The organism is Achromobacter anxifer (assembly GCF_903652925.1).
GTDB lineage: Bacteria > Pseudomonadota > Gammaproteobacteria > Burkholderiales > Burkholderiaceae_B > Achromobacter > Achromobacter anxifer.
The window spans coordinates 70102-93184 of sequence record NZ_CAHLAR010000003.1 but is presented as its reverse complement, the minus strand read 5'-3'; the positions used below and the strand labels follow the sequence as shown (position 1 = coordinate 93184).

The 23083-nt window shown below is 68.0% G+C and carries 17 protein-coding genes and 1 pseudogene; 8 read left to right on the top strand and 10 right to left on the bottom strand.

Annotated features, from left to right (window positions below; genetic code table 11):
• Positions 1 to 34 precede the first annotated feature (34 nt).
• Positions 35 to 907: a PhzF family phenazine biosynthesis protein gene (locus HWY37_RS09715; protein ID WP_175206363.1), complete on the top strand. Its 873-nt coding sequence runs from the start codon at positions 35 to 37 to the stop codon at positions 905 to 907.
• 107 nt (positions 908 to 1014) lie between these two features.
• Here HWY37_RS09715 and HWY37_RS09710 read toward each other — a convergent pair whose 3' ends face one another.
• From HWY37_RS09710 to HWY37_RS09700, 3 genes are all read right to left on the bottom strand, one after another.
• Positions 1015 to 1353, bottom strand: a complete 339-nt coding sequence (locus HWY37_RS09710; RefSeq protein WP_175206364.1) for a BON domain-containing protein — start codon at positions 1351 to 1353, stop codon at positions 1015 to 1017.
• Between the two features lie 73 nt (positions 1354 to 1426).
• Positions 1427 to 1591 (bottom strand): DUF1328 domain-containing protein, encoded by a 165-nt coding sequence (locus HWY37_RS09705; RefSeq protein ID WP_006389411.1) that lies wholly within the window; start codon positions 1589 to 1591, stop codon positions 1427 to 1429.
• A 27-nt stretch (positions 1592 to 1618) separates the two neighbouring features.
• On the bottom strand, positions 1619 to 1819 hold the full coding sequence (locus tag HWY37_RS09700; RefSeq protein ID WP_013392353.1) for a CsbD family protein: 201 nt from the start codon (positions 1817 to 1819) through the stop codon (positions 1619 to 1621).
• 357 nt (positions 1820 to 2176) lie between these two features.
• Here HWY37_RS09700 and HWY37_RS34770 point away from each other — a divergent pair, with 357 nt between their 5' ends.
• Complete coding sequence (locus HWY37_RS34770; RefSeq protein ID WP_258129003.1) at positions 2177 to 2299, top strand: hypothetical protein; 123 nt, start codon at positions 2177 to 2179, stop codon at positions 2297 to 2299.
• Positions 2300 to 2375: 76 nt separating this feature from the next.
• Here the strand turns inward: HWY37_RS34770 and cphA (HWY37_RS09695) are convergent, their stop codons facing one another.
• Both cphA (HWY37_RS09695) and cphA (HWY37_RS09690) read right to left on the bottom strand, forming a co-directional pair.
• Complete coding sequence (cphA, locus tag HWY37_RS09695) at positions 2376 to 4946, bottom strand: cyanophycin synthetase (protein WP_176088536.1); 2571 nt, start codon at positions 4944 to 4946, stop codon at positions 2376 to 2378.
• 61 nt (positions 4947 to 5007) lie between these two features.
• Positions 5008 to 7623 (bottom strand): cyanophycin synthetase, encoded by a 2616-nt coding sequence (cphA, locus tag HWY37_RS09690; RefSeq protein WP_176088535.1) that lies wholly within the window; start codon positions 7621 to 7623, stop codon positions 5008 to 5010.
• A gap of 262 nt (positions 7624 to 7885) precedes the next feature.
• Here cphA (HWY37_RS09690) and HWY37_RS09685 point away from each other — a divergent pair, with 262 nt between their 5' ends.
• A complete protein-coding gene (locus HWY37_RS09685) occupies positions 7886 to 10171 on the top strand; it encodes a cyanophycin metabolism-associated ABC transporter (protein WP_176088534.1) in 2286 nt (761 codons plus the stop codon).
• Positions 10172 to 10192: 21 nt separating this feature from the next.
• Entirely contained in the window at positions 10193 to 10663 is a 471-nt protein-coding gene (locus HWY37_RS09680; protein ID WP_175206368.1) for a cyanophycin metabolism-associated DUF1854 family protein, read from the top strand.
• A 45-nt stretch (positions 10664 to 10708) separates the two neighbouring features.
• Here the strand turns inward: HWY37_RS09680 and HWY37_RS09675 are convergent, their stop codons facing one another.
• A complete protein-coding gene (locus tag HWY37_RS09675; RefSeq protein ID WP_175206369.1) occupies positions 10709 to 11845 on the bottom strand; it encodes a GNAT family N-acetyltransferase in 1137 nt (378 codons plus the stop codon).
• 97 nt (positions 11846 to 11942) lie between these two features.
• On the opposite strand from HWY37_RS09675, the gene HWY37_RS09670 reads away from it, so the two are divergent.
• Genes HWY37_RS09670 through HWY37_RS09655 form a run of 4 tightly spaced genes read left to right on the top strand, consistent with a single transcriptional unit; the run spans position 11943 to position 15546 of the window.
• Positions 11943 to 12764, top strand: a complete 822-nt coding sequence (locus HWY37_RS09670; RefSeq protein ID WP_175206370.1) for a ferritin-like domain-containing protein — start codon at positions 11943 to 11945, stop codon at positions 12762 to 12764.
• A gap of 9 nt (positions 12765 to 12773) precedes the next feature.
• On the top strand, positions 12774 to 14018 hold the full coding sequence (locus tag HWY37_RS09665; protein ID WP_176088533.1) for a lytic murein transglycosylase: 1245 nt from the start codon (positions 12774 to 12776) through the stop codon (positions 14016 to 14018).
• Positions 14019 to 14038: 20 nt separating this feature from the next.
• Complete coding sequence (locus HWY37_RS09660) at positions 14039 to 14545, top strand: YidB family protein (protein WP_258129010.1); 507 nt, start codon at positions 14039 to 14041, stop codon at positions 14543 to 14545.
• A gap of 20 nt (positions 14546 to 14565) precedes the next feature.
• Positions 14566 to 15546 (top strand): DUF4434 domain-containing protein, encoded by a 981-nt coding sequence (locus HWY37_RS09655; protein ID WP_176088532.1) that lies wholly within the window; start codon positions 14566 to 14568, stop codon positions 15544 to 15546.
• Positions 15547 to 15558: 12 nt separating this feature from the next.
• Here the strand turns inward: HWY37_RS09655 and HWY37_RS09650 are convergent, their stop codons facing one another.
• The 4 genes and pseudogenes from HWY37_RS09650 to wecB form a co-directional block, all read right to left on the bottom strand.
• The gene (locus tag HWY37_RS09650; RefSeq protein ID WP_176088531.1) at positions 15559 to 17922 is read right to left on the bottom strand and encodes an NfrA family protein; all 2364 of its coding nucleotides are present in this window, start codon (positions 17920 to 17922) and stop codon (positions 15559 to 15561) included.
• Entirely contained in the window at positions 17919 to 19622 is a 1704-nt protein-coding gene (locus HWY37_RS09645) for a glycosyl transferase family protein (RefSeq protein WP_176088530.1), read from the bottom strand. The genes HWY37_RS09650 and HWY37_RS09645 overlap by 4 nt, the downstream gene beginning before the upstream one ends.
• A 12-nt stretch (positions 19623 to 19634) precedes the next feature.
• Positions 19635 to 21848, bottom strand: a complete 2214-nt coding sequence (locus tag HWY37_RS09640; protein ID WP_176088529.1) for a cellulose biosynthesis cyclic di-GMP-binding regulatory protein BcsB — start codon at positions 21846 to 21848, stop codon at positions 19635 to 19637.
• 29 nt (positions 21849 to 21877) lie between these two features.
• Positions 21878 to 23031 (bottom strand): annotated as a pseudogene (wecB, locus tag HWY37_RS09635) (non-hydrolyzing UDP-N-acetylglucosamine 2-epimerase).
• Between the last annotated feature and the right edge of the window lie 52 nt (positions 23032 to 23083).

Genomic DNA, 23083 nt, shown 5'->3' with positions numbered 1-23083 from the left:
CGCCGGCGCTGTTTTTTCAACTCCCGCTACCGCCATGGCCTCCTACGCATTCCGCCTGCTAAACGTATTCGCTTCCTCCACCTTCAGCGGCAACCAGCTCTGCGTGTTCGAGGACGCGCGCGGCATGGATGACGCCACCATGCTGAACCTGGCGGCGCAATTCAACCTGTCCGAGACGACCTTCATCCTGCCTTCGGACAAGGCGGCCGCGCGGGTGCGCATCTTTACGCCGGGCTTCGAAATGAAGTTCGCGGGCCATCCCACCATAGGCACCTCGCAGGTCGTGCGCGACCTGCGGCACACCGGCGACGCGTTGACGCTGGAGTTCGCCGCCGGCGTGGTGCCGGTGACGGCGCGCGGCGATGCCTGGACCTTTACCGCGCCGTGCCCGGACGGCGTGCGCACCGCGGCCCCTGCGCTCGATCGCGCCGGCATCGCCGGCTTGCTGGGCCTGGACGCTGGCGACCTGCTGGGCGATCCGGTCTGGGTCGATACGGGCGCCGATCAGCTGCTGGTGCCGCTCGCCAGCGTAGCGGCCGTGCGCCGCATCGCGCCCGATGCCTCGCGGCTGGACCGCTGGCAGGCCAACAGCATCGGCCGCAGGGTCATGTACGCCTTTGCCTTCGACGACAGCCGCCAGCAGGACGGGCGGCAGGTGGTGGTGGCGCGCTACTTCTATGCCAAGGCGGGCGGCGGCGTGAACGAGGACGCCGGCACGGGTTCCGCCTGCGCCAACCTGGGCGGCTGGCTGCGGTATCAAGACCGTCCCTTGCCCGCCAGCATCCTGGTGGAGCAGGGCGACCAGATGGGCAGGCCGTGCCGGCTGTTGCTGGACGTCCAGGCCGACGGCCGGATCCAGGTGGGCGGGCGGGCGCTGGAGATCGGCCGGGGCACGGTTGATGTCTGAGCCTTGAGCCGGCCGCCCAGAAGCGCGGCCGCAGAAACAATGCGGCGCCTGTGTCGAACACAGGCGCCGCATTGTCTTTCAGGATAGGGCCCGAGGGCCCCAAGGGTCTACTTCTTGTTCTTGGCCGGGTCGACCTTGATGTTGTTCATCACTTGCTTGACGCCTTCGACGCCGCGCGTCACGGTGGCGGCGTGATCGGCTTCAGCCGCGGTGCCCACGGTACCCGTCAGCTTGGTGACGCCGCCGTTGGTTTCCACGGCGATGTCCAGCGCGCTCAGCTGCTTGTCGGCCACGATGGCGGCCTTGACCTTGGTGGTCACGGTGGCGTCGGACGCATATTCACCCACGGACTGTTTCGGCTTGCCGTCGTCGGCGGCAAAAGCCATGGAAGTGAAGACGGCGCCCGTGCCCAGTGCAGCGGCGGCGATCAGCTTGCGGAATTCCATAGTCATGCTCCTTGTTGGTGATGGTTCAGCGCGTCGGAACGCGGGGGATGGCAGGATGCCTGCGTGGCAGCTCCTATTTCTTGCGGAATGCGCCGCCAAGAATGGACAGCAGCGCCAGTACCAGGAAGACGAAGAACAGGATCTTGGCGATGCCCGCAGCGCCGGCGGCGATGCCGCCGAAGCCCAGGACAGCCGCGATGATGGCGATGACGAAGAAAACTACGGCGTAGTGCAGCATGTCAGCTTCTCCTGGTGGTTGGACGGATCAGGGATTGCGGTCGAAGAAATCCCGGACTTCCTTTTCAGCCTGCTCCTTGGTCTTGCCGTAGCGCTCCTGGATCAAACCGGCCAAGCGTTCGGCATTGCCTTCCGTGCGGGTCAGTTCGTCGTCGGTGAGCTCACCCCAGGCGGCCTTGGCCTTGCCTGCCAGTTGCTTCCACTTGCCAGCGATGATGTCGTTATTCATGTGACCTCTCCTGTAGCTTGCGGCATCCGGTTCGCGTCTTCCGAACCTTGCAGCCGTGGTTGAGTGGGACGTCTTCACCGTAAGGGTCGCCACCGAGGCCTGTCAAACCTGGCTGTGGGTAAATGTAACGACGCGCCCGCGCGGAAATCGCGCGATTTCGGACGGGGAGGGGTTGCAGGCGCACTAGGACCGACAGTTACATTTCCGCAATGTCTTGTCCTCTTTTGAGGGAGGCAGGTAACCGGATCTGCGGCATCCGGACAGGACATTCCCAACTGGCTTGCAGGGAGGGGCAACGGTATAGTCATGGCGGAACCCGCAGGCAGGTTCGGCCTCAGAAAACGGAGAAACACACGCATGACGCAACGACTTTGCAGCGCGATCTTGCTGGCGCTGGCCGCGGTGACGGCCATGGGATGCACCCACGTGACGGATAGGTACCAGGCCGCCGCGCCGGTGGCCGCGCCGTCCAGCAGTTGAGCAGCCGCTCGCTGCCACGCAACGCAAACGGGGCGCCCAAGGGCGCCCCGTTTTCACATCAGGAACCGCGCAGGGTTCAGGCCTGGGCGATGCGGCGCGCGATGTGCTCCAGCGCCTCTTCGACCTGGTCGACCAGGATCAGGCACAGGTCGCCGGGATTCAGGCGCGCCAGCGCCTTATCGATTGCGAGGAACTCGCCGTGGATCGCTTCGATGTGCTTGCTGCGGGTGGCGTTGGCCAGGCCCTGCTGCAGCAGGGCCAGCACTTCGCCGTCAGCGCGGCCGCGTTGGCACTGGTCCTCATAGAGCAGCACGTCGTCGAAGGCCTCGCCGAGGATCTCGGTCTGCATCCGGATGTCTTCGTCGCGGCGGTCGCCCGCGCCGCTGATGACCACGGAGCGGCGTTTGGCGGGCATTGCGTCCACCGCGCGCACCAGGGCGAGGATGGCATCGGGGTTGTGGCCGTAGTCGGCGATCACCGTGGCGCCGCGATAGTCGAACACGTTGAAGCGTCCGGGCGCGGTCTGGGCGTCGTTGACGAAGGTGGCCAGGCCGCGGCGGATGATGTCCGTGTCCAGGCCCAGGGCCCAGGCGGCGGCGATCGAGGCCATGGCGTTTTCGACCTGGAAGGTGATCGTGCCATTGCGCGTGAGCGGAATCGAGGCCAGCGGATAGCGGGTCTCTTCGGCGCCGTGCGCGGTCACGATGGCGTCGCCGTCGCGGTACACGCAGCGCAGGCCCTGCGCGCGGTGCGTGGCCAGCACGGGATGATTGCGGTCCTCGGCGAAGTAGGTGATCGAGCCGGGGCAGCTCGCGGCCATTTCGGCCACGATGGGATCGGCGGCGTTCAGCACCGCGGTGCCCGCGGGGTGCACGTGCTGCACGATCACGCGCTTGACCACCGCCAGGTCCTCGACCGTGCTGATGTAGCCCAGGCCCAGGTGGTCGCCCATGCCGATGTTGGTGACGATGGCCACGTTGCAGCGGTCGAAGGCCAGGCCTTCGCGCAGGATGCCGCCGCGCGCGGTTTCGAACACGGCCGCGTCCACGTCCGGGTGCATGAGCACGCTGCGGGCGCTGCGCGGGCCGCTGCAATCGCCAGTGTCGATGCGCAGGTTGTCGACGTAGACGCCGTCGGAGTTGGTCATGCCGACGCGGTTGCCGGCGACGCCCAGGATGTGCGCCGTCAGGCGCACGGTGGTGGTCTTGCCGTTGGTGCCGGCGATGGCCACCACCGGGATGCGGCCGTCGTCGCCGTCCGCGTACATGTTGGCGATGATGGCCTCGCCCACGGCGCGGCCCTTGCCGAACGAGGGATTCAGGTGCATGCGCAGGCCGGGCGCGGCGTTCACTTCCACCACGCCGCCATGCTGGTCTTCCAGCGGGTAGAGCACGCTTTCGGCCACCACGTCCACGCCGCAGATGTCCAGGCCGATCATGCGCGCCGCCGATACCGCGCGCGCAGCCATTTCGGGGTGCACTTCGTCGGTCACGTCGGTGGCCGAGCCGCCGGTGCTCAGGTTGGCGTTGTTGCGCAGGAAGATCAGCGTGCCGGAGGGCGGCACGGAGTCGGCGTCGAAGCCTTGCTTCTTGAGCGTGGCCAGGGCGATGTCGTCGAAGCGGATCTTGGTCAGCGAGGTGGCGTGGCCGTCGCCGCGTAGCGGGTCGGCGTTGACCTGGTCCACCAGCTGGCGGATGGTCTGCACGCCGTCGCCCGTGACTTGCGGCGGATCGCGGCGCGAGGCCGCGACCAGCGCGCCGCCCACCACCAGCAGGCGGAAATCGTGGCCCGGGATATAGCGTTCGACGATGACTTCGGAGCTGATTTCCTCGGCCACTTCAAAGGCCTGGATCACGCGCTCGCGCGTTTCGATGTTGACGGCGACGCCGCGCCCCTGGCTGCCGTCGCGCGGCTTGACCACGACCGGGCCGCCCAGTTCCTCGGCCGCGGCCCAGGCTTCCTCGGCGGTGGTCACCGAGCGTCCCATGGGCACCGGCACGCCGGCGGCGTCCAGCAGCATCTTGGTCAGGTCCTTGTCCTGCGCGATGGATTCGGAGATGGCGCTGGTCAGGTCGGTTTCGGCAGCCTGGATGCGGCGCTGCTTGCTGCCCCAGCCGAACTGCACCATGCTGCCCTGGGTCAGGCGGCGGTACGGGATGTTGCGGGCGGTGGCGGCGTTGACGATGGAGCCGGTGCTGGGGCCGAGGCGCACGTCTTCGTCCAGTTCGCGCAGGCGCTTCAAGGCGTCGGCGAGATCGAAGGGCGTGTCGTCCAGCGCGGCGCGCACCAGCACTTGAGCCAGTTCCATTGCCAGCCTGCCGACTTCTTCCTCGCTGTACTCGACCACCACCTGGAACACGCCGGGTTCGATGGTGGACGCGGTGCGGCCGAACGTGACCGGGCAGCCGGCGTGCGCCTGCATCGTCAGCGCGACGATTTGCAGCACGTGGGCGATGGAGACCGCGCCCTGATGCCCTTCGGGACGCAGCAGGCCGGTCTGGGGCAGACGCGCGCGCAGGCGCGCTTCGAAATCAGGCAGGTTGTCGATGGAGCATTCGGCGTCGGCGCAGGAAACGATGGCCTCGATCGCGGTGTTCTTGCTCCACAGATTGGGGCCGCGCAGTGCTCGGATACGGGAAACTTCCATGGCAGGGATTCCTGTCTAGCTCACGCGCGCCCCGCCTGGGCGAGGGCGCGCGCAGATATTGTCAGTATTGCTGGATCCAGCGGCGGACCAGATCGATGGTGGGGCCGGAGAAGGCTTCGTCGGATTGCAGCAGGACGAAGTCGCCGGCGGCGATGCTGTCGAGCTGGCTCTGGATGGCCTTGCCGTGGTCGGGCTCGTCCTGGATGTCCTTGACGCGGGAGCCTTGCGCCAGGCCCTGGCGCAGCAGCGCGCGCGCCTCGCCTTCGGGGCGCTTGCTGCGCACGGTCAGGTCGTCGTAGAGCACCACGCGGTCGAAGGCGTCGCCCAGCAGCTTGCCCTGTTCGATCAGGTCCGCGTCGCGGCGGTCGGCGCCGGCCGAGTAGACGGCGGCGCGCGTGGTCGACGGGAACTGGTCGATGGCGGCGATCAGGGGGCGCAGCGCCGAGGCGTTGTGCACGTCGTCCACCACCACGGTGCTGCCGTTGCGCTCGAACAGCGTGAACTGCCAGGGCGCGTCGGCCTGGTCGATGTCGAAGGTCTCGATGCCGGCGCGGATCAGCTCCACGGGGATGTCCAGCGCCCAGGCGGAGCCCACCGCGGCCAGCACGTTCTCGACCTGGAAGGCCACGCGTCCGCCGTGCGTCAGCGGGATCGCGGCCACGGCGGCCAGGCGTTCCTCGCGGGCGCCTTGCGCCAGCACGATGCTGCCGTCGCGCACGAACACGGCGCGGCCGTCCTGCTGCAGATGCGCGGTGATCGCGGGCAGGGCCGGATCGATGCCGAAGAAGATGACCGCGCCGTCGCACAGCTCGGCCATTTCCACCACGCGCGGGTCGCGCGCGTTCAGCACGGCGGCGCCGCTGGGCAGCACCACGTCCACCTGCGTGCGGAACACGTTGAACATGCGTTCCGTTTCGTTGATGTCGAAGTCGCCGAGATGGTCGGCGTCGTCGATGTTGGTGACCACGCCAACCTGGCAGCGGTCGTAGGCCAGGCCTTGGCCCAGGATCACGCCGCTGTCGTTCTCGATGACGGCTGCGTCCAGGTTGCGGTTCATCAGCAGGCGCGTGCCCGAGGCGAAGTCGGCGCGGTCGCCCTTTTGCACCTGGCGGCGGTCCAGGTAGAGGCCTTCGCTGCAGGCCAGGCCGGTACGCTTGCCGGACAGGCTCAGCAAGCGGGCCACCAGGCGCGCGACCACGGTCTTGCCGTTGGTGCCGGTGACGCCCACGATGGGGATGCGGCCCGCGTCGCCTTCGGGGAACAGGTGGTCAACGATGGCGCGGCCTACCGGGCGCGGGGTGCCGTCGGCCGGCTTCAGGTGCATCAGCAGGCCGGGGCCGGCATTGACTTCGACGATGGCGCCGCGCTGCTCTTCCAGCGGGCGGGAAATGTCCTCGGCCACCAGGTCCACGCCGGCGATGTCCAGGCCCACGATGCGCGCGGCCAGGGTCACGGTGGCGGCGATGCTGGGATGCACGCGGTCGGTCACGTCGAAGGCGACGTTGCCGCTGCGTTGCACCAGCACGCGCTGGCCTTCGGGCGGCACGCTGTCTTCCGACAGGCCCTGGCGCGCGATTTCCAGCCGCGCGGCGGAATCCAGGCGCACCGGATTCAGCGGATGGTTTTCGGTGCGGCCGCGGCGCGGGTCGGTGTTGATCTGGTTGTCGATCAGTTCGGTGATGGTGGACTTGCCGTCGCCCGTCACCCAGGCCGGCTCGCCAGCGGCGGCGGCCACCATGCGGTCGCCGACGACGAGCAAGCGGTGCTCGTTGCCCAGCACGAAGCGCTCGACGATCACGCCGCTGCCTTCGTCCACGGCCACGCGATAGGCCGACACGACTTCCTCGCGGGTCGTCAGGTTGGTGAACACGCCGCGGCCGTGGTTGCCGTCATAGGGTTTCACGACCACCGGCAGGCCGATGTCCTCGGCCGCTTCCCAGGCGTCGTCCTCGCTGCGTACCAGGCGGCCTTCCGGCACGGGCACGCCGCAGGTCGAAAGCAGCTCCTTGGTCAGGTCCTTGTCGCGCGAAATGCCTTCGGCGATGGCGCTGGTGCGGTCGGTTTCGGCGGTCCAGATGCGGCGCTGGGCCGAACCGTAGCCGAACTGCACGAGGTTGCCCTCGAACAGGCGGATGTAGGGGATGTCGCGGTCGTCGGCGGCATCCACGATGCAGGCGGTGCTGGGGCCGAGGCAATGCTTGTCAATCAGGCTGCGCAGCTTGGCGATGGCGGCGGGCACGTCGAACGGACGGTCCTCGATGGCGGCCATGACCAGGTCGCGGGCCTCGTTCAGGGCGGCGCGGGTGACCTGCTCCTGCCAGGCGCGCACGACGACCTTGTAGACGCCGCGCGTCGACGTTTCCCGGGCCTTGCCGAAACCGCCGCGCAAGCCGGCCAGGTTCTGCAATTCCAGGGTGACATGTTCAAGAATGTGGCCGGGCCAGGTGCCTTCCTTCACGCGCGACAGGAAGCCGCCGCGAACCCCCGGGCTGCAGCGGTGCTCGATCAGCGAGGGCAGCCATTCGGTCAGGCGTTCGTAGAAGCCGGGAATGGTATTGGAAGGGTAGTCCTCCAGTTCGCCAATATCCACCCACGCTTCGAGTACCGGGCGATACGTCCAAATGTTCGGGCCGCGCAAAGCCACGACATCGAGAAATTCAATGTCTTTCTTTTTCATGTTTTAATTTACGAGAGAAGCAGGTTGGCACGCGCGGACGCCCCTATGCAAGACCGCGAATTTATTGGGGTTGCGCCTTTAGAATAATGCCAACGAGTGGGGGATCCCAGATATTCCTAATTAGAAAAATCGGCTGCTACTATACGACGCCTTCAAGGCGTGAAATCGTTATGTTGTAAGGAAGGGACACGTTTGCCGCCAGTCCAGGCAGCGAACCGGTTGCCGCCTAGTAGGGCAGAGTTCTGGCCCGGTATGCGTTCCAATGAAAAAACCAAACCTGCTTTCCGGCCTTGCCGAAGCCTTTCCTGCCCGCTGGCGTGATGCAATCAGCGCCGAACTGGCGGACGGCGAAACCTTATTGGCCTGGGTTGAAATAGACCTGGATCAGCGCTTGAAGTTCCGTCCGGGGCTGATCGCCGCCACCGACCGACGGCTGCTGGCCCGCCACCCCGACGAGCCGCGCTGGGAATCCTGGGCATATGGCCCCCAATTAAAGCTGAACCTTGCCGACCACGCGGGCGCCGCGGTGCTGGAACTGCACGACGACACGGCCCGCCTGGGAATCTGGCGCTTCACGCTGGCCCGCAATCCGGCCGCGCTGCGGCTGCTGGCGCAGTTCGAGACCCAGCAGGCCATCCGTTTGTCCGGCCATCAGAACGAGGAACTGGCGGAGCGCACCTGCACCGTCTGTAATAACGTCATTCCGGCGGGCGAGGAAGAATGCCCGACCTGCAACCAGGAACAGGCGGCGCCATCCACCACTTGGGCGCTGCTGCGCCTGTGGCGCTTCGCCCGGCCCTACCGCGGGCCGCTGCTGGCGGGTTTCGTATTGACCCTGCTGGGTACGGCTGCCACCCTGGTGCCGCCGTATCTGACCATGCCGCTGATGGACGACGTGCTGATTCCGTTCCAGAACGGCGCGCCCATCGATTACGACAAGGTCCGCCTTTATCTGGGCGGACTGCTGGCCTCTGCCTTCCTGGCCTGGGGCCTGGGCTGGGCCCGGACCTACATCCTGGCCTGGGTCAGCGAGCGCATCGGCGCGGACCTGCGCACCACCACCTATGAGCACCTGCAGCAGCTGTCGCTGGAATATTTCGGCGGCAAGCGCACGGGCGACCTGATCTCGCGCATCGGCAGCGAAACCGACCGCATCTGTGTGTTCCTGTCGCTGCACTTGCTGGACTTTGCCAACGACATCCTGATGATCTGCATGACCGCGGTCATCCTGGTGTCCATCAACCCGTGGCTGGCGCTGGTCACGCTGGTGCCGCTGCCGTTCATCATCTGGATGATCCATGCCGTGCGCGACCGCCTGCGCCATGGCTTCGAAAAGGTCGACCGCATCTGGTCGGAAATCACCAACGTCCTGGCCGACACCATCCCGGGCATCCGCGTGGTCAAGGCTTTCGCGCAGGAAAAGCGCGAAGTGGCGCGTTTCCGCGAAGCCAACAACCGCAACCTGGAAGTCAACGACCGCGTCAATACCACCTGGTCGCTGTTTTCGCCCACCGTCACGCTGCTGACCGAGGTCGGCCTGCTGGTGGTGTGGATCTTCGGCATCTGGCAGGTGTCGCAGAAGCAGATCACCGTGGGCGTGCTGGCCGCCTTCCTGGCGTACATCGGGCGCTTCTACATGCGCCTGGATTCGATGAGCCGTATCGTGTCGGTGACGCAAAAAGCGGCCGCCGGCGCCAAGCGCATCTTCGACATCCTGGACCATGTGTCCAGCGTGCCGGAGCCGCAGAATCCGGTCAAGCTGCCGCACATCAACGGCCGCATCGAATTGCGCGACGTGGGCTTCCGCTACGGCAACCGGCAGGTCATCCGCGGGCTGAACCTGACCATCGCCCCGGGAGAAATGATCGGGCTGGTGGGCCACAGCGGTTCGGGCAAGAGCACGCTGATCAACTTGATCTGTCGCTTCTACGATGTGTCCGAGGGCGCGGTGCTGGTGGACGGCGCCGACATCCGCTCGGTGCGCGTGGCGGACTACCGGCGCAACATCGGCCTGGTGCTGCAGGAGCCGTTCCTGTTCTTTGGCACCATCGCCGAGAACATTGCCTACGGCAAGCCGGACGCCACCCGCGACGAGATCGTGGCCGCCGCGCGCGCCGCGCATGCGCACGAATTCATCCTGCGGCTGCCGCACGGCTATGACTCCCTGGTCGGCGAACGTGGCCAGGCATTGTCCGGCGGCGAACGCCAGCGCATCTCGATCGCGCGCGCGCTGCTGATCGATCCGCGCATCCTGATCCTGGACGAGGCCACCTCGTCGGTGGACACCACCACTGAAAAGGAAATCCAGAAGGCGCTGGACAATCTGGTGCGCGGCCGCACCACGATCGCCATCGCCCACCGCCTGAGCACCTTGCGCAAGGCGGACCGCCTGGTGGTGCTGGACCGCGGCCAGATCGTGGAGCAGGGGCCGCACGAGGAACTGATGGCCCGGGAAGGCGCCTACTACCGCCTGTACCAGGCGCAGGCGCGCCAGGCCGAGGCCGACGCGCAGGCGTCGGGCAGCGAAGACATGGCCGCCGTGGCCTGACGCGGAACCGGAATTATCGTCATGACCTTGCCGTCTTTTCAGCTGCGCCGCAACGCCTTCGGGCGTCTGGAGTTCCAATCCGCCGATGGCGCAACGCACGAAGGGGTGCTGCCCGTGCGCGCCTTTCCCATCAGCGAGCCGGGCCGGGGCCTGTCGCTGGTGACGGTCGACGGCCACGAACTGGTCTGGATCGAACATCTGGCCGATGTGCCTGCTCCGCAGCGCGCCCTGATCGAGGAAGAACTGGCGAGCCGGGAATTCATGCCCGAGATCCGCAAGCTGGCCAGCGTCTCGACCTTCGCCACGCCCAGCACCTGGCAGGTCGAGACCGACCGCGGCCCCACCTCGTTCACGCTGCGCGGCGAAGAGGACATCCGCCGCCTCAGCCCGCAGACGCTGCTGATCGCCGACAGCCACGGCATCTTCTACCTGGTGCGCGACATCCAGGCGCTGGACAAGCACAGCCGCAAGCTGCTGGACCGCTTCCTCTAACACCTGCACCCGCAAGCCTGTTCCTGCGCGGACAGGCTGTGGGCCTCAGTCTTCCCGCGGCCGCTTGAACGGCGAGTGCGTTTCCAGCTCTCCCAGGTAGTCCGTCACCGCCGCCGTTTCCTCGTCCAGGAAGTTCTGGATCGCGTCCGCGAAGCCGGGGTGCGCGACCCAGTGCGCCGACCAGGTAGGCGTGGGCAGCAGCCCGCGCGCCATCTTGTGTTCGCCTTGCGCGCCACCCTCGAAGCGGGCGATGCCGTGGGCGATGCAATAGGCGATGGACTGCATGTAGCAGGTTTCGAAGTGCAGCCCCGGCACGTATTCCGTGGCGCCCCAATAGCGGCCGTAGAGTGCGTCGCCGCCCGCCAGGTTGAGCGCGGCCGCGACTGGCCGGCCGTCGCGCTCAGCCAGGATCAGCACGAAGGCTTCGGGCTGTTCGCGGTACGCGCGCTGGAAGAATTCGCGGTTCAGGTAGGGCGGATTGCCGTGGCTGAAATAGGTGTGGCAATAGCATTCATGGAAGAAATCCAGTTCGGCCGCGCCGATCTCGGCGCCGCGTAGCCAGCGGTAGCTCAACCCCGCGGCGGCGACCTTCTTGCGGTCCTGGCGGATCTTCTTGCGCTTGTCGTGGCTCATCGTGGCCAGAAAGGCGTCGAAGTCCGCGTAGCCCGCATTGGTCCAGTGGAACTGCACGCTTTCACGGATCATGAAGCCGGCCTCGCGCAGCGCGCGCATGTCGGCGTCAGAGGGGAACAGCAGATGCAGAGACGAGACTTGAATCTCTTCGGCGAATGCGACCAGGCCGCGCACCAGGGTGGCGCGGTCCTCGTCGTTGCCGGCCAGCAGCCTGGGGCCGGTCACGGGCGTGAAAGGGATGGCCGACAGCAGCTTGGGGTAGTAACGCATCCCATGGCGCTGAAAGGCGTCGGCCCAGGCGTAATCGAACACGTACTCGCCGCGCGAATGCGATTTCAGGTAGAGCGGCGTGGCGGCAGTCAGCGCGCCGTCGCGCCATAGCGCCAGGTAATGCGGCGACCATCCGGTCGCCGGCGCGGCGCAACCCGTTTCATGCAGCGCGCGCAGGAAGGCGTGGCGTAGAAAAGGCTGGTCGCCCGCCAACGCATCCCATTGCTGGGCATCGATGCGGGACAGGTCGGTCTCTATGGTGAGGCGCAGGGAATCCATGGGTGAATGATAAAGTCTCCGTGTGCGCGCGGAGCCTGTGGCCGCTGCGCCTTCAAGGGATTTCGGGGCGGCGGGTCCGCCCCGCATAGAGATGAGTATGGACAGCAACACGATCCCCGCCGCGGCCGGGCAAGGCCAGGATTGCCTGCGTGGACAGGCGCTGGCAGCCTTGGCCGCGACCGCCTGGCAGGACAAGCTGACCGCGGTGCGCGCCATCGCGGATGACGCAGCGCTGGATTGCGGCAGGGTGTATGCGCCGGTGGCCGAGCTGCCGGGCCGCCCGCCGCTGCCGCCGCTGGTGGCGCCCGACCAGGTCAAGCACCGCTCCATGGCCACGCAGGAAGGGCGCGCGGCGCTGCTGCACGCGCTGGCGCACATCGAATTCAATGCGATCAACCTGGCGCTGGACATCATCTGGCGCTTTGCCGGCATGCCGGAAGCCTTCTACCGCGACTGGCTGCGCGTGGCGCGCGAAGAAGCCTACCACTTCGACCTGCTGAGGCAGCGCCTGGCGGCCATGGGCCATGCCTACGGCGACTTTCCCGCCCACAACGGCCTGTGGGACATGGCGCAGCGCACGCAGCAGGATCTGCTGGCGCGCCTGGCGCTGGTGCCGCGCACGCTGGAGGCGCGCGGCCTCGATGCATCTCCCGCGATCCGCGCCAAGCTGGCGGGGGCAGGGGACGCGGAAAGCGCCGCCATCGTCGACATCATCCTGGCCGATGAAATCGGCCACGTGGCCATCGGCAACCATTGGTACAAGCATCTGTGCGCGCAGGCGGGCAAGGATCCCGTGGCCTGCTATGCCGAACTGGCGCAGCGCCACGATGCGCCCCGCCTGCGCGGTCCTTTCAACCTGGAGGCGCGCCGCGCCGCCGGATTCGACGACGCCGAGCTTGCCGCGCTGCAGGCCGGGTAGACGGAAAACATGAGCATCGACATTTTCACCCACTCGCCGCGGCCCCGCCGCTTGCCGCTGCTGGCGGCCGCATGCGCGGGCGCCGCGCTCTTTGCATTGGCGCCCGCGGCCTCGGCCGCCGACGCGTTCGCCGCCTGCCTTGCGCAGCTGCGCGCGCCGGCCACCAAGGCCGGCGTGTCGGGCGCCACCTTCGACACCCACACCGCCGGGCTGGCGCCGGACATGGCCGTGATCGGCCTGCTGGACGCGCAGCCCGAATTCAAGACGCCCATCTGGGATTACATGGCGGGCCTGGTCGATGACGAGCGCGTGGCGGACGGCCAGGCGGGGATGGCGCGCTGGCAGTCCGACCTGGAGCGGGCGGCGTCGCGCTACGGCGTGGACCCGGCCACCATCGCCGCGGTCTGGGGCGTGGAAAGCAACTACGGCCGTACGCTGGGCGGCAGGCCCTTGCTGACGTCGCTGTCCACGCTGTCCTGCTTTGGACGCCGCCAGGCTTATTTTCGCGGCGAACTCTTCTCCACCCTGAAGATCATCCAGGACGAGCACATCGCGCCCGAACGCCTGGTCGGCTCCTGGGCCGGCGCCTTCGGCCAGACGCAGTTCATGCCATCGACTTATCTGCGGCTGGCGGTGGATTTCGACGGCGATGGCCGCCGCGACCTGGTCGACAGCGTGCCGGACGCGCTGGCTTCCACCGCCAACTTCCTCAAGCGCGCGGGTTGGAACAGCGCGCTGCACTGGGGCTACGAGGTCCGCCTGCCCGCCGGCCTGGATACCTCGGGTGCGGGCCGCAAGAACAAGCGCCCGATGTCGTACTGGGCCGGACGCGGCGTGACGCGCGCCGACGGGCAGCCCTTGCCTGCGGGCGACACGCCGGCCGGCCTGCTGCTGCCGGCGGGCCGCGGCGGCCCCGCTTTCCTGATCACGCGCAATTTCGACGCGCTGTACTCCTATAACGCGGCGGAAAGCTATGCGCTGGCCATTGCCCACCTGTCCGACCGGCTGCGCGGCGGCGGTCCGCTGGCGCAAGCCTGGCCGACCGATGACCCGGGCTTGTCGCGGGCGCAGCGGCGCGAATTGCAGCGCCTGCTGATTGCTCGCGGCTATGAGGTCGGGGAACCCGATGGCATGATCGGTACGCGCACCCGGCAGGCCCTGCAATCGGCGCAGCGCGAGCTGGGCTTGCCGCCGGATGGCCGCGCCGGCCTGAAGTCGCTGCAGGCCCTGCAGGCGGCCAAACCCGCCAACTGACTGGGCCGGATAGACAAGTTTTGCAAAGATCGGGGTGTCATCCTTCAGATGACACACAGGGCGGCGGGCATGGGCCTATACTGGATTTCCGATTTTTCAGGAGCACGATGATGAGCCTATTGGATACCTTGGCCTCGATGGCCGGCGGCGGTCAGCAAGGAGGTTCGGCTTCGATGCTGCCCGCGCTGATCGAGCAACTCAACAAGTACCCGGGCGGCCTGACCGGCCTGATCGCCAGCTTCCAGAAGGGCGGCCTGAGCGAGATCGTGGCTTCGTGGGTGGGCACGGGCCAGAACATGCCCGTCAGCGCCGACCAGCTCGGTTCCGTGCTGGATCCCGGCGTCGTCAATGAACTGGCCGCCAAGACCGGCCAGGACACGGATTCCGTGCTGGGTTCGCTGTCCTCGCTGCTGCCGCAGCTGGTGGACAAGGCCACGCCCAACGGCGAAGTGCAGGGCGGCCAGCAGTTCAACCCGGCCGAATTGCTGGCGTCGCTGTCGGGCATCTTCGGCAACCGCGCAGGGTAATCCGTATCGCCCGGCAGTCCATGCAGGCGCTTGCGCCTGCTTCCCCCAGCCGGCGGCGCCTGTTGCGCGGCCTGGGCGTGGCGGCGCTGGCCGCCAGCCTGCCCGCCTGTGCGCCGGCCTGGTCGCTGCAAAGCACCTTCTGGCAATTGTGGCCCAGCCATCTGGAGCTGAGCCCGCAAGCCTGGCGCGAGCGCATGGCCGCCATGCATGGGCTGGGCTTTCGCGAGATCATCATCCAGTGGGTGGGCGCCAGCGGCGGCGCTCAGCCGTGGCAGCTGCCGGCGGCCACGCTGGCGCTGCTGTTCGATGAAGCCCAGCGCCTGGGCATGGACCTGCAACTGGGCCTGCCTTACGACGAGCGCTGGTGGCGGCAACTGGGCAATCCGGATGACGCCGCGCTGGCGGCCTTTCTGCAGGCCGCGCAGGAGCAGGCGCTGGCCTACGCGCGGGCATCGGACGTGACCGGGCTGGCGGCCTTCCGCGGCTGGTACATCCCGTACGAAATAGAGCAGCACAGCTGGGCCACGCCCGAACGGCGGGAGCGCCTGGCGCAATGGCTGCGTGGATTGGCGGAGCCGCTCGCGCAGCAGGTCGGGCGCATGCCGACCATCTCCACCTATCACAGCAAGTTGCCCGGGCCGCTGAGCCTGGCTGACCTGTGGAGCGGACTGCTGGATGCCGTGAAGCTGCGGCCCATGTTGCAGGACGGAGCGGGCGTGTCGGGCATGGCGGCCTATGAGGCGCTGGAGCCCTTGCACCGCCTGCTGCTGGCGCGCCGCGCGCCGTTCGACCTGATCGTCGAACTATTCGAAGAACTGCCGTCCGAACGCCAGGACGGCACCACATTCAATGCCCGTTCCGCCTCAGCCTCGCGCATCCGCCAGCAGCTGCGCATCGCGCGGCGCTACCGCGCGCAAAGCGTCGTGGCCTTCGCGGCCGACCCCTGGCTGATCGGGCCGACGCCCGAGGCCGAGCGTCTCAGACGGGAATGGCCGCTGTAGGCTGGGGCCGTCCTAGTAAGACAAGGTCATGTTCATGAACCAGCCCTTGGCGCGGTCGCTTTCGCCGCCGCCAATGCTGGTGCGGTACTGGACGCCAAAATCCAGATATGAGCGCGGCGCATTGTAGTGGTCTTCGCGGAACCAGTAGCGCACGTTGAAGCCGGGGCCGACGCCCAGCGACCACGAGGTGCCGTGGTCGGACAGCACCACGGACTGGCTGCCGTAGCCGGGCAGGCCGTCCAGGCTGGCCACGCTTTTCTGCCATAGCCAGTCGGCGCCGACCACGGCGTAGGGAAACAGCACCAGCTTGTCGCTGATGCTGGTGGCGCGGAAACTGCGGCCCACTCGCAATTCGCCGGACAGGAATGCCTGGTCGCGCTTGAGGCGGCCCGGCGCGCTGCCCAGGTCCTGCTGCCGCTGTCCCTTGGAGTCCACGGAGTACGCGGTGTAGCGGGCGCTGTTGTCGTCCCAGAGGTAGCCGCCTTGCGCGTAGCCTTCGATGGTGAGCCAGCTGGGCACGTCCACCCGCAGCTCGCGGCCCTGGTAGTAGCCGTAGGTGAGGTAGGTCATCCACCCGCCCGCATCGCCGTTGAGCTTGTAGCGCGCCACCGCGCTCTGGTCCTGCAGGTTGGGGTAGGCGCTGTGGAAGGCCTGCTGCGCCGCGCACTGCACCGCGCTGGATTCCGGATAGGCATAGCCCTGGCGGGTGGCCGATCCCAGGAACTGGCGGCGCTCGATGCCGAAGGTCAGGCCGGTATCCGCCAGCAGGTAGCGCACGCCCAGCGCGCCGATGGTGCTGGGGATGCCCGAGGCCGAGCTGCTATTGCGCAGGCGCTCGTCGGCGGAGCGGTTGTCCGGCGTGCTTTCTCCGGTGCAGGGATCCACGTTCCTGCGCGATTCGTAGGTGCTGCCGCCGTCGTACAAGGTGTTGGAGCTGCGCGCATAGGCTTCCAGCATGCCCCAGCGGTTGTTCAGCTGCGGCGGGCGCCAGAAGATTTCCGCGGTGCTGAACACCACGTCGCCCGGCGTGTTGATGGCGGCGCCGCCCATGCTGGAATTGGCGGGGCGCGCGCCGCGGTAGGACGCGGAGAACGATGCGCCCCATTCGCGCGACAGGTCGGCGACGCCGCGGCGTGTGTTGTAGCGTTCCAGCGGCGTCAGGCCCAGCTGGCCGGCGTCGTCCATGTCGATGGCCTGCTTGAGCGAGTCGGTGGCGGCGCGGTTGTCGCCCATTGCCGATTGCGCGTAGGCCTGATCCAGGATCAGCCGCGGTGGCGCCTTGCCGGTGGCGCGCGCGGCCTCGAAGTCGGACACCGCGCCCGCGGGCTGGCCCAGGCGTTGGCGGGCGTAGCCGCGTTGCGCCAGCAATTCGGCCGAATCCGGCTGGCGGGCCAGCTCGTCGGTGAGACGGGTCTCCGCCTCGGCGGCCTGCGCGGTGGTGCCGGCGGCCAGTGTGGTCGTCAAGAGATGGGCATAGCTGGCGTTGTCCGGCGCTTCCGCCACGGCCTGGCGGGCCAGGACGATGGCTTCCTGGTAGGCGCCTTTGTCGTAGGCGGCATACGCGCCGGTGGCGGCCACGCTGCCGGGGGCGGGCGTGGCGGGCGCCTGGCTGGCGGTTAGCTGGCGCTGAAAGGCCTGCCGCCGGGCTTGCAGCGCAGCCTTGTTGGGCGCGCCCAATGCCAGCGCCTGGTCGACCGCGGCGCTGGCGGCCTCGTAGCGCTGCTGCGCGCCCAGCGATTCCACCCACAGCAAGGCCCATTCGCCCTGCTTGGGCACGGCGCGGAAGGCGCGTTCGGCGCCGGCGGCGGCCGCGGCGTAGTCCTGGCGCGCATAGTCCGCGTAGGCGCGGGTCGCCACGGGATAGGCCCGTTGATAGGCGGTCTGTGGCGCGGGCTTGCGGGTTTGCGCGGGCGGCTGCGCGGCGGGCTGCGCCGCCGTGGCGGTCTGCCCCGCGGCCGGTGCCGGGGTAGCGGCCGGGATAGTGCTCGGAGTGGCGGCCGGGGTCGCGGCCGTGGCCGTCGGACGTTGCAGATTGGCCTTGGCCTGGCGCAATTCGGGCGTACCCAGTCCGTCGGCGATCGCGGCATCGGCAGCGCGCATCGCTTCCTGGCGCTTGCCCTGTTTTTCCAGGGCGTACACCAGCAGCAGCCGCAGGCGGGCCACGTCGGGACGCAGCCGGATGGCGTTCTCCGCCATGACCTGGGCGGTTTCGTAGTGTCCGGCGTCGTATCGCTTGTAGGCCTGGTCGGCCAGTTGGTAAGCGTCGCCTTCCAGAGGACGTTCGGCGGTCGGCGCGGCCTGCGCGGCGGCTTCGGGCGCCGCCGCCGCGCACATCAGCAGGGCGGTGAGGGCCAGCGAGCGGGAAAGGACGGTCATGGAGCGGATGGCCTGTGCGATAGCGGGTCGTCGGGGGGCGGGTGGTCGGTGGGATTGCCTTGCTGGAAGGACAGGGCTTCGTGCAGCGTCTTTTCGTCCAGCACGCCTTGCTCCATCAGGATTTCGCCCAGCGGCCGCTTTTCGCGCGCCTGGGTTTCCAGCGCCCGCTCCAGCATTTCATGGTCGATCGCCTGCCAGGACAGCAGCAGGTCGCCCAGGCGCTGGCGCTGCTGCGAGAGCTGGTCGGTGGACGGGAAGTCGTGCATGGTCTTGTCCCAGGCCAGCCGCTTGCCCGTGATCAGGTGGCCGATGAACAGGCGCCAGGCCCGCGCCGCCGCCATGGCATTGATGAAGTTGCCGACGATCATGCGCGGCATGGACAGCAGGGCGTGCTCCCAGCCATACATGCGGCCGACGAAGTAGGCGCGCTGCACCACGCGCAGCAGCAGCGCGATCGCATTCAACCACATCAGCGTCACCAGCCAGCTGCCGGGGCGGAAGTAGGACGGGTAATAGACCTGCCACCAGCCGTAGCGGTCGGCCAGGTAGAAGACGAAGAAGTTGGCCAGCAGCAGATAGGCCAGTATTGCGATGAAGGAGGTGAACAGCCCCTTGCGGTCGCGGAACAGCAGGTAACGGGTGGCCAGCGATCCGGTCCATCCCACCTGCTGCCAGCCTTGCAGGCCGATGCCCAGGGTCCAGCGCGCCTTCTGCCGGTAGGCGGTGCGGAAGGTGTTGGGGAAGTACTCGCGCACGCCCAGCGGCATGCGGATGGCGGAGACCTTCTCCCGTCCCAGCCCGAACCACGAGCGGCGGCGCGTCACGTATTCCACTTCGAACTTGCCGAAGATCTGGCGCATGCCGCGCTGGGCCAGCCGCGCGCCGACGTCGTAGTCCTCGGTCAGCGTGTCGGTGTTGAAAGGCTGGTTGTTGGTTTCCGCCGCCAGTTCCTCCAGGGCGTGGCGCGAGAAGCAGGTGCCCACGCCAGCGGACGGCACCATCTTGGACAGGCTTTCGCGCACCACCAGGTCCTTGGTGTGCCATTCCGCGAACTCGTCCATGTAGGTGCCGGCGACCAGCTCGTGCCATTCCCGTTCCAGCGAGGTCACCGGCAGCTGGATGAAGTCGATGCGCGGCAGCAGGTAGTTGTAGTACTTCAGCTCCAGCGGGTGCAGCACGTCCTCGCTGTCGTGCAGGATCACGCCGGCGAAGGGCTCGGGCTGTTTGGCGTTCTGCGCGAAGATGGCCAGCACGATCCAGTTCAGGCAATCGGCCTTGCAGGTCGGCCCGTCGTGCGGCACCTCCACGCGTATCAGTTGCCGGTAGCGGCGCCGCATGCGCTCGACTTCCTTGATCGTGCGTTCGTCGTTCTGGTACGTGCCGGCGAAGATCATGTAGTTCTTGTATTCCAGCGTCGACACCATGCTTTCGAGCATGGGCGCGATCACGTCGTATTCCAGCCAGGCCGGCACCATGATCGCCAGCGGCTGTTCGCGCTTGGCGCGCAGCTGTTCGGCGCTCAGCGCCGCATACTGGCGCTTGACCGTCAGGCCGCGGCGCAGCTCGCGCAGCCAGAACCAGCCGTCGATGAACAGGTCATCGAGGCTGGACAGCAGGATGATGACGCCGACCACCGCCGTCACGATCTCCAGGCCGCGGTAGTAGTCGGCGATCAGGTAGGGCCAGTAAAGCGAGGACATGGCGCTTCCGGGTTACTTGTTGTCCTTGTTCTTCCTGCGGCTGACCCGCAAGGCGGCGATCAGGATCAGGAGCAGGACCAGCAGGCCCACGCTCAGCGCCGGCACGCTCCACGACAGGTAGTGGCGCCATTCGAAGAAGGCACTTGCGCCTGCGCCCGGCGGCTGGCCGGCGGCGGGATTGGCGCTGTCGATCCAGGCCAGCGGCCCCGCCGCGCCGATGATGGCGATGTTGCCGCGGTTCAGCACGAAGGGCGTTTCCGGAATGACGGGCTGCTGGCCCAGCGTGTGCCACAGCAGGCCGTCCTGCCCGCCCGCGCGCACGACCTCGGCGGTGCTCAGCTTGTCCAGGCCGGAGATATCCAGCCAGGGCGCGCTTTTGCCGTTCACCGTCAGCTGCTTGCGGTCGGTGACCTTGACCATGGGCTTGGCGCCGTCCAGCGCCACTTCCATCGCCACGAAGGGACTGCCGGGCGTGGCCGCCTGGCCTGCCGGGGTGAGCGACAGCGTGGCGCGGGTGGCCGACAGGCCGCTGGCCGCGGCGATGCCGATCACACGCTGCAGATTGGCCGGTGCATCGGCGAGGTAGGTGTCGGGGATGAGCAGCTGGGGCTTGCCCGCCAGCAGCGGCAGCAGCCCGACGAAGGTGCCGTCCGGCTCCGCGCGGCCGGGCTTGACGTAGCTGGTGGGCAGCACGTTCACCGGATAGCCCTGTGGGATCTCGTTGCAGTCCACCGATACCGGCTGGCGCTGGAACGTGACGCGCACCGCGTTGTTCAGGCCCAGGGCATAGCCGGGCACGCGCGCCGTCAGGCGTTCGGGTTGGCCGTTGGCGTCCATCTGCTTGGCCGCCAGCAGGATGCCGTTCCAGAACACCGAGGCGACCGGGCGGGTGGCCGAGGCGCCGGGCGCGGCGGCCAGGTCCATGACCAGCTCGTCCGGCATGTTGCCGTCCGAGGACACGGCGGCCAGCGCGAAGTTGGCGTTCCAGTCGCCGCGCGCGACCACGTCGAAGCTGGCGGATGAACCGCCCAGCGCCGTCAGCCGCAAGCCGCCGTCGGCCAGCGGCTGCGGCGGCTCGGCCGCCTTGACCTGCGCCTGGCGCGTGACCAGGATGCGGCGCCAGGCGGCGTCGAAGGCGCCCGCGCCCTGCGCGCCGGCATCGGCGGCCACCGCGATCACGGCTTGGCGGCCCAGCGGCGCCAGGCGGATTTCCTTGGATTGCAGGTCCTGGCCCGCCAACGGCATGCGCCGCTGGCGCCAGGTCTTGAAGGCGTCGGCGGCGTCGGCGTCCTGCGCCAGCTGCGCCTGCAAGGCGTCCAGCGCTTCGTTGTAGCGGGCGCGCAGCGCGGCGTCCGCGATCACCACGTCGCCGCTGACGGCCGGGGCGCCCATGACCAGCAGGGCGCCGATCTCGGCGGGGCTGGCCAGCTTGTGCTTGTCGCCGCCCGCCAGCGCCGCGAACGCGGGCACCTGGCCGAGTCCGTTGGGCGCTTGCAGACCGCGGGTGTCGATCTCGTCGCCCACCGCTGGGAAGGACTTGACCGTGACCCGCTTGCCGTTGCGTTCCATCGCCACGCCCATGCGCCAGGCGCTGTCGAACGCCTGCTGGTCGAGCTTGGCGCCCGCCACCATCAGCACCGGCTTGCCGGGCAGCGTGCTCCAGGCCTCGTCCAGGCTGTTGATGGCCGACGCGTCGTAGCGGTAGCTCAGCCGCGTTTGCGGCGAGATCATCAAGGCATTGGCGGTGGCGCGGTTGCTCTCGCACTGGCGCAGCGCGATCTCCGATTGCCAGTCCACCGCCAGGCGCAGGAAGCCGGTCTCGCGGATGCGGGGCTCCACGTTCAGCTTGCGCGTCGCGGAGCCCTCGCCGTCGGCGATGCGCTGCGCGGTCTGTGGCACGCCGTCCACCCACAGCACCATGCTGGCGCGGCCCGGCTCGCCCTTGATGTAGCGGGCGTCGAAATTCAGGGTGGCGTCGGCTATCGGCACGCCGCGCGGCACCGGCAGGTAGAACTCCTGGCGCGCATCGCTATTGCTCAGCACGACGGGTTCGCGGATGCCCAGGTCTTCCAGGCTGGTGTCGCGCGTGACCCAGTCGTCGCCCAGCAAGCGCCGCAGGCCGTCGCCCGCGGGACTGGCCATCGCTCCCAGGGGGAGCAGCAGCCCGGCGGCCATCAAGGCACGGCAAAGGGCGCGGGCGGCGGAGGTGTGCGGGGCATGGGGCATGGATACTCCGGGGGGATGCATGGGGCGGCTTAGCGGGCCGCTCCCGGTACTTGGGGGGAAAACTCGGATACGGGCCGGCCGCAGAGGGCATCGACGATGCGCTGGCTGGCCAGGCCGTCGCCATAGGGATTGATGCGCCGCGAGAACGAGGCGTGCAGTTCGGGCTGGTCGAGCAGGCGGTTCACTTCGGCCAGGATGCGCTGCGTATCGGTGCCGACCAGCGTCACGGTGCCAGCCTGCACGGCCTCCGGCCGTTCGGTGACGTCGCGCATCACCAGCACCGGCTTGCCCAGGTAGGGCGCCTCTTCCTGCACCCCGCCGGAATCGGTCAGGATCAGATAAGCGCGCTGCATGAACCAGACGAAGTCCAAGTAGTCCAGCGGGGCGATCAGGTGCACGCGCGACAGGCCGTCCAGTTGCGTCATGACCACGTTGCGCACTTGCGGATTCAGGTGCACGGGATAGACGATCTGCAGGTCCTCGCGCCGCGCCAGTTCGGCCAGCGCCGCGCAGATATTCCTGAAGCCGTCGCCGAAGCTCTCGCGCCGGTGCCCGGTGACCAGCAGCAGCCGGCGCTGCGGGTCCAGCCAGTCATAGCGTGCAGCCAGCTGCTGCGCGAGCGCGCCGTCGGGGGCGAGTTTGGAGCAGGTCATGGCCAGCGCATCGATCACGGTATTGCCTGTGACCGTGATTCGCCCCTGAAGGTTCTCGCGCAGCAGATTGCCGCGTGATTCCGCCGTGGGCGCGAAAGCCAGTCGCCCACCGCGTCGACCACGCGCCGGTTCATTTCCTCGGGGAAGGGCTGGGCCAGGTTGCCGGTGCGCAGGCCGGCTTCGACATGGCCGATGCGCACGCGGCGGTGGAACGAGGCCAGCGCGCAGGCCGACGCGGTGCTGGTATCGCCATGGACCAGCACGCAATCGGGCTGCTCCGCCTCCAGCACGCTGTCCACCCGGCTGATCAGCCGGGCATACAGGCCGTTGAGCGTCTGGTTGGGGACCATGATGTCCAGGTCGTGCTGCGCCTGCAAACCGAACAGGGCCATCACCTGGTCCAGCATCTCGCGGTGCTGGCCTGTCACGCAGACGACGCTTTGGACCAGCGGTTCGTTCTGCAGCGCAGCCACCAGGGGCGCCATCTTGATCGCTTCGGGACGGGTCCCGAATATGGAGAGAATCTTCATCGCAAGAACGGGCCCCCTACGCCGGTGGTGGCATTTTCTTGCGTAGATTATG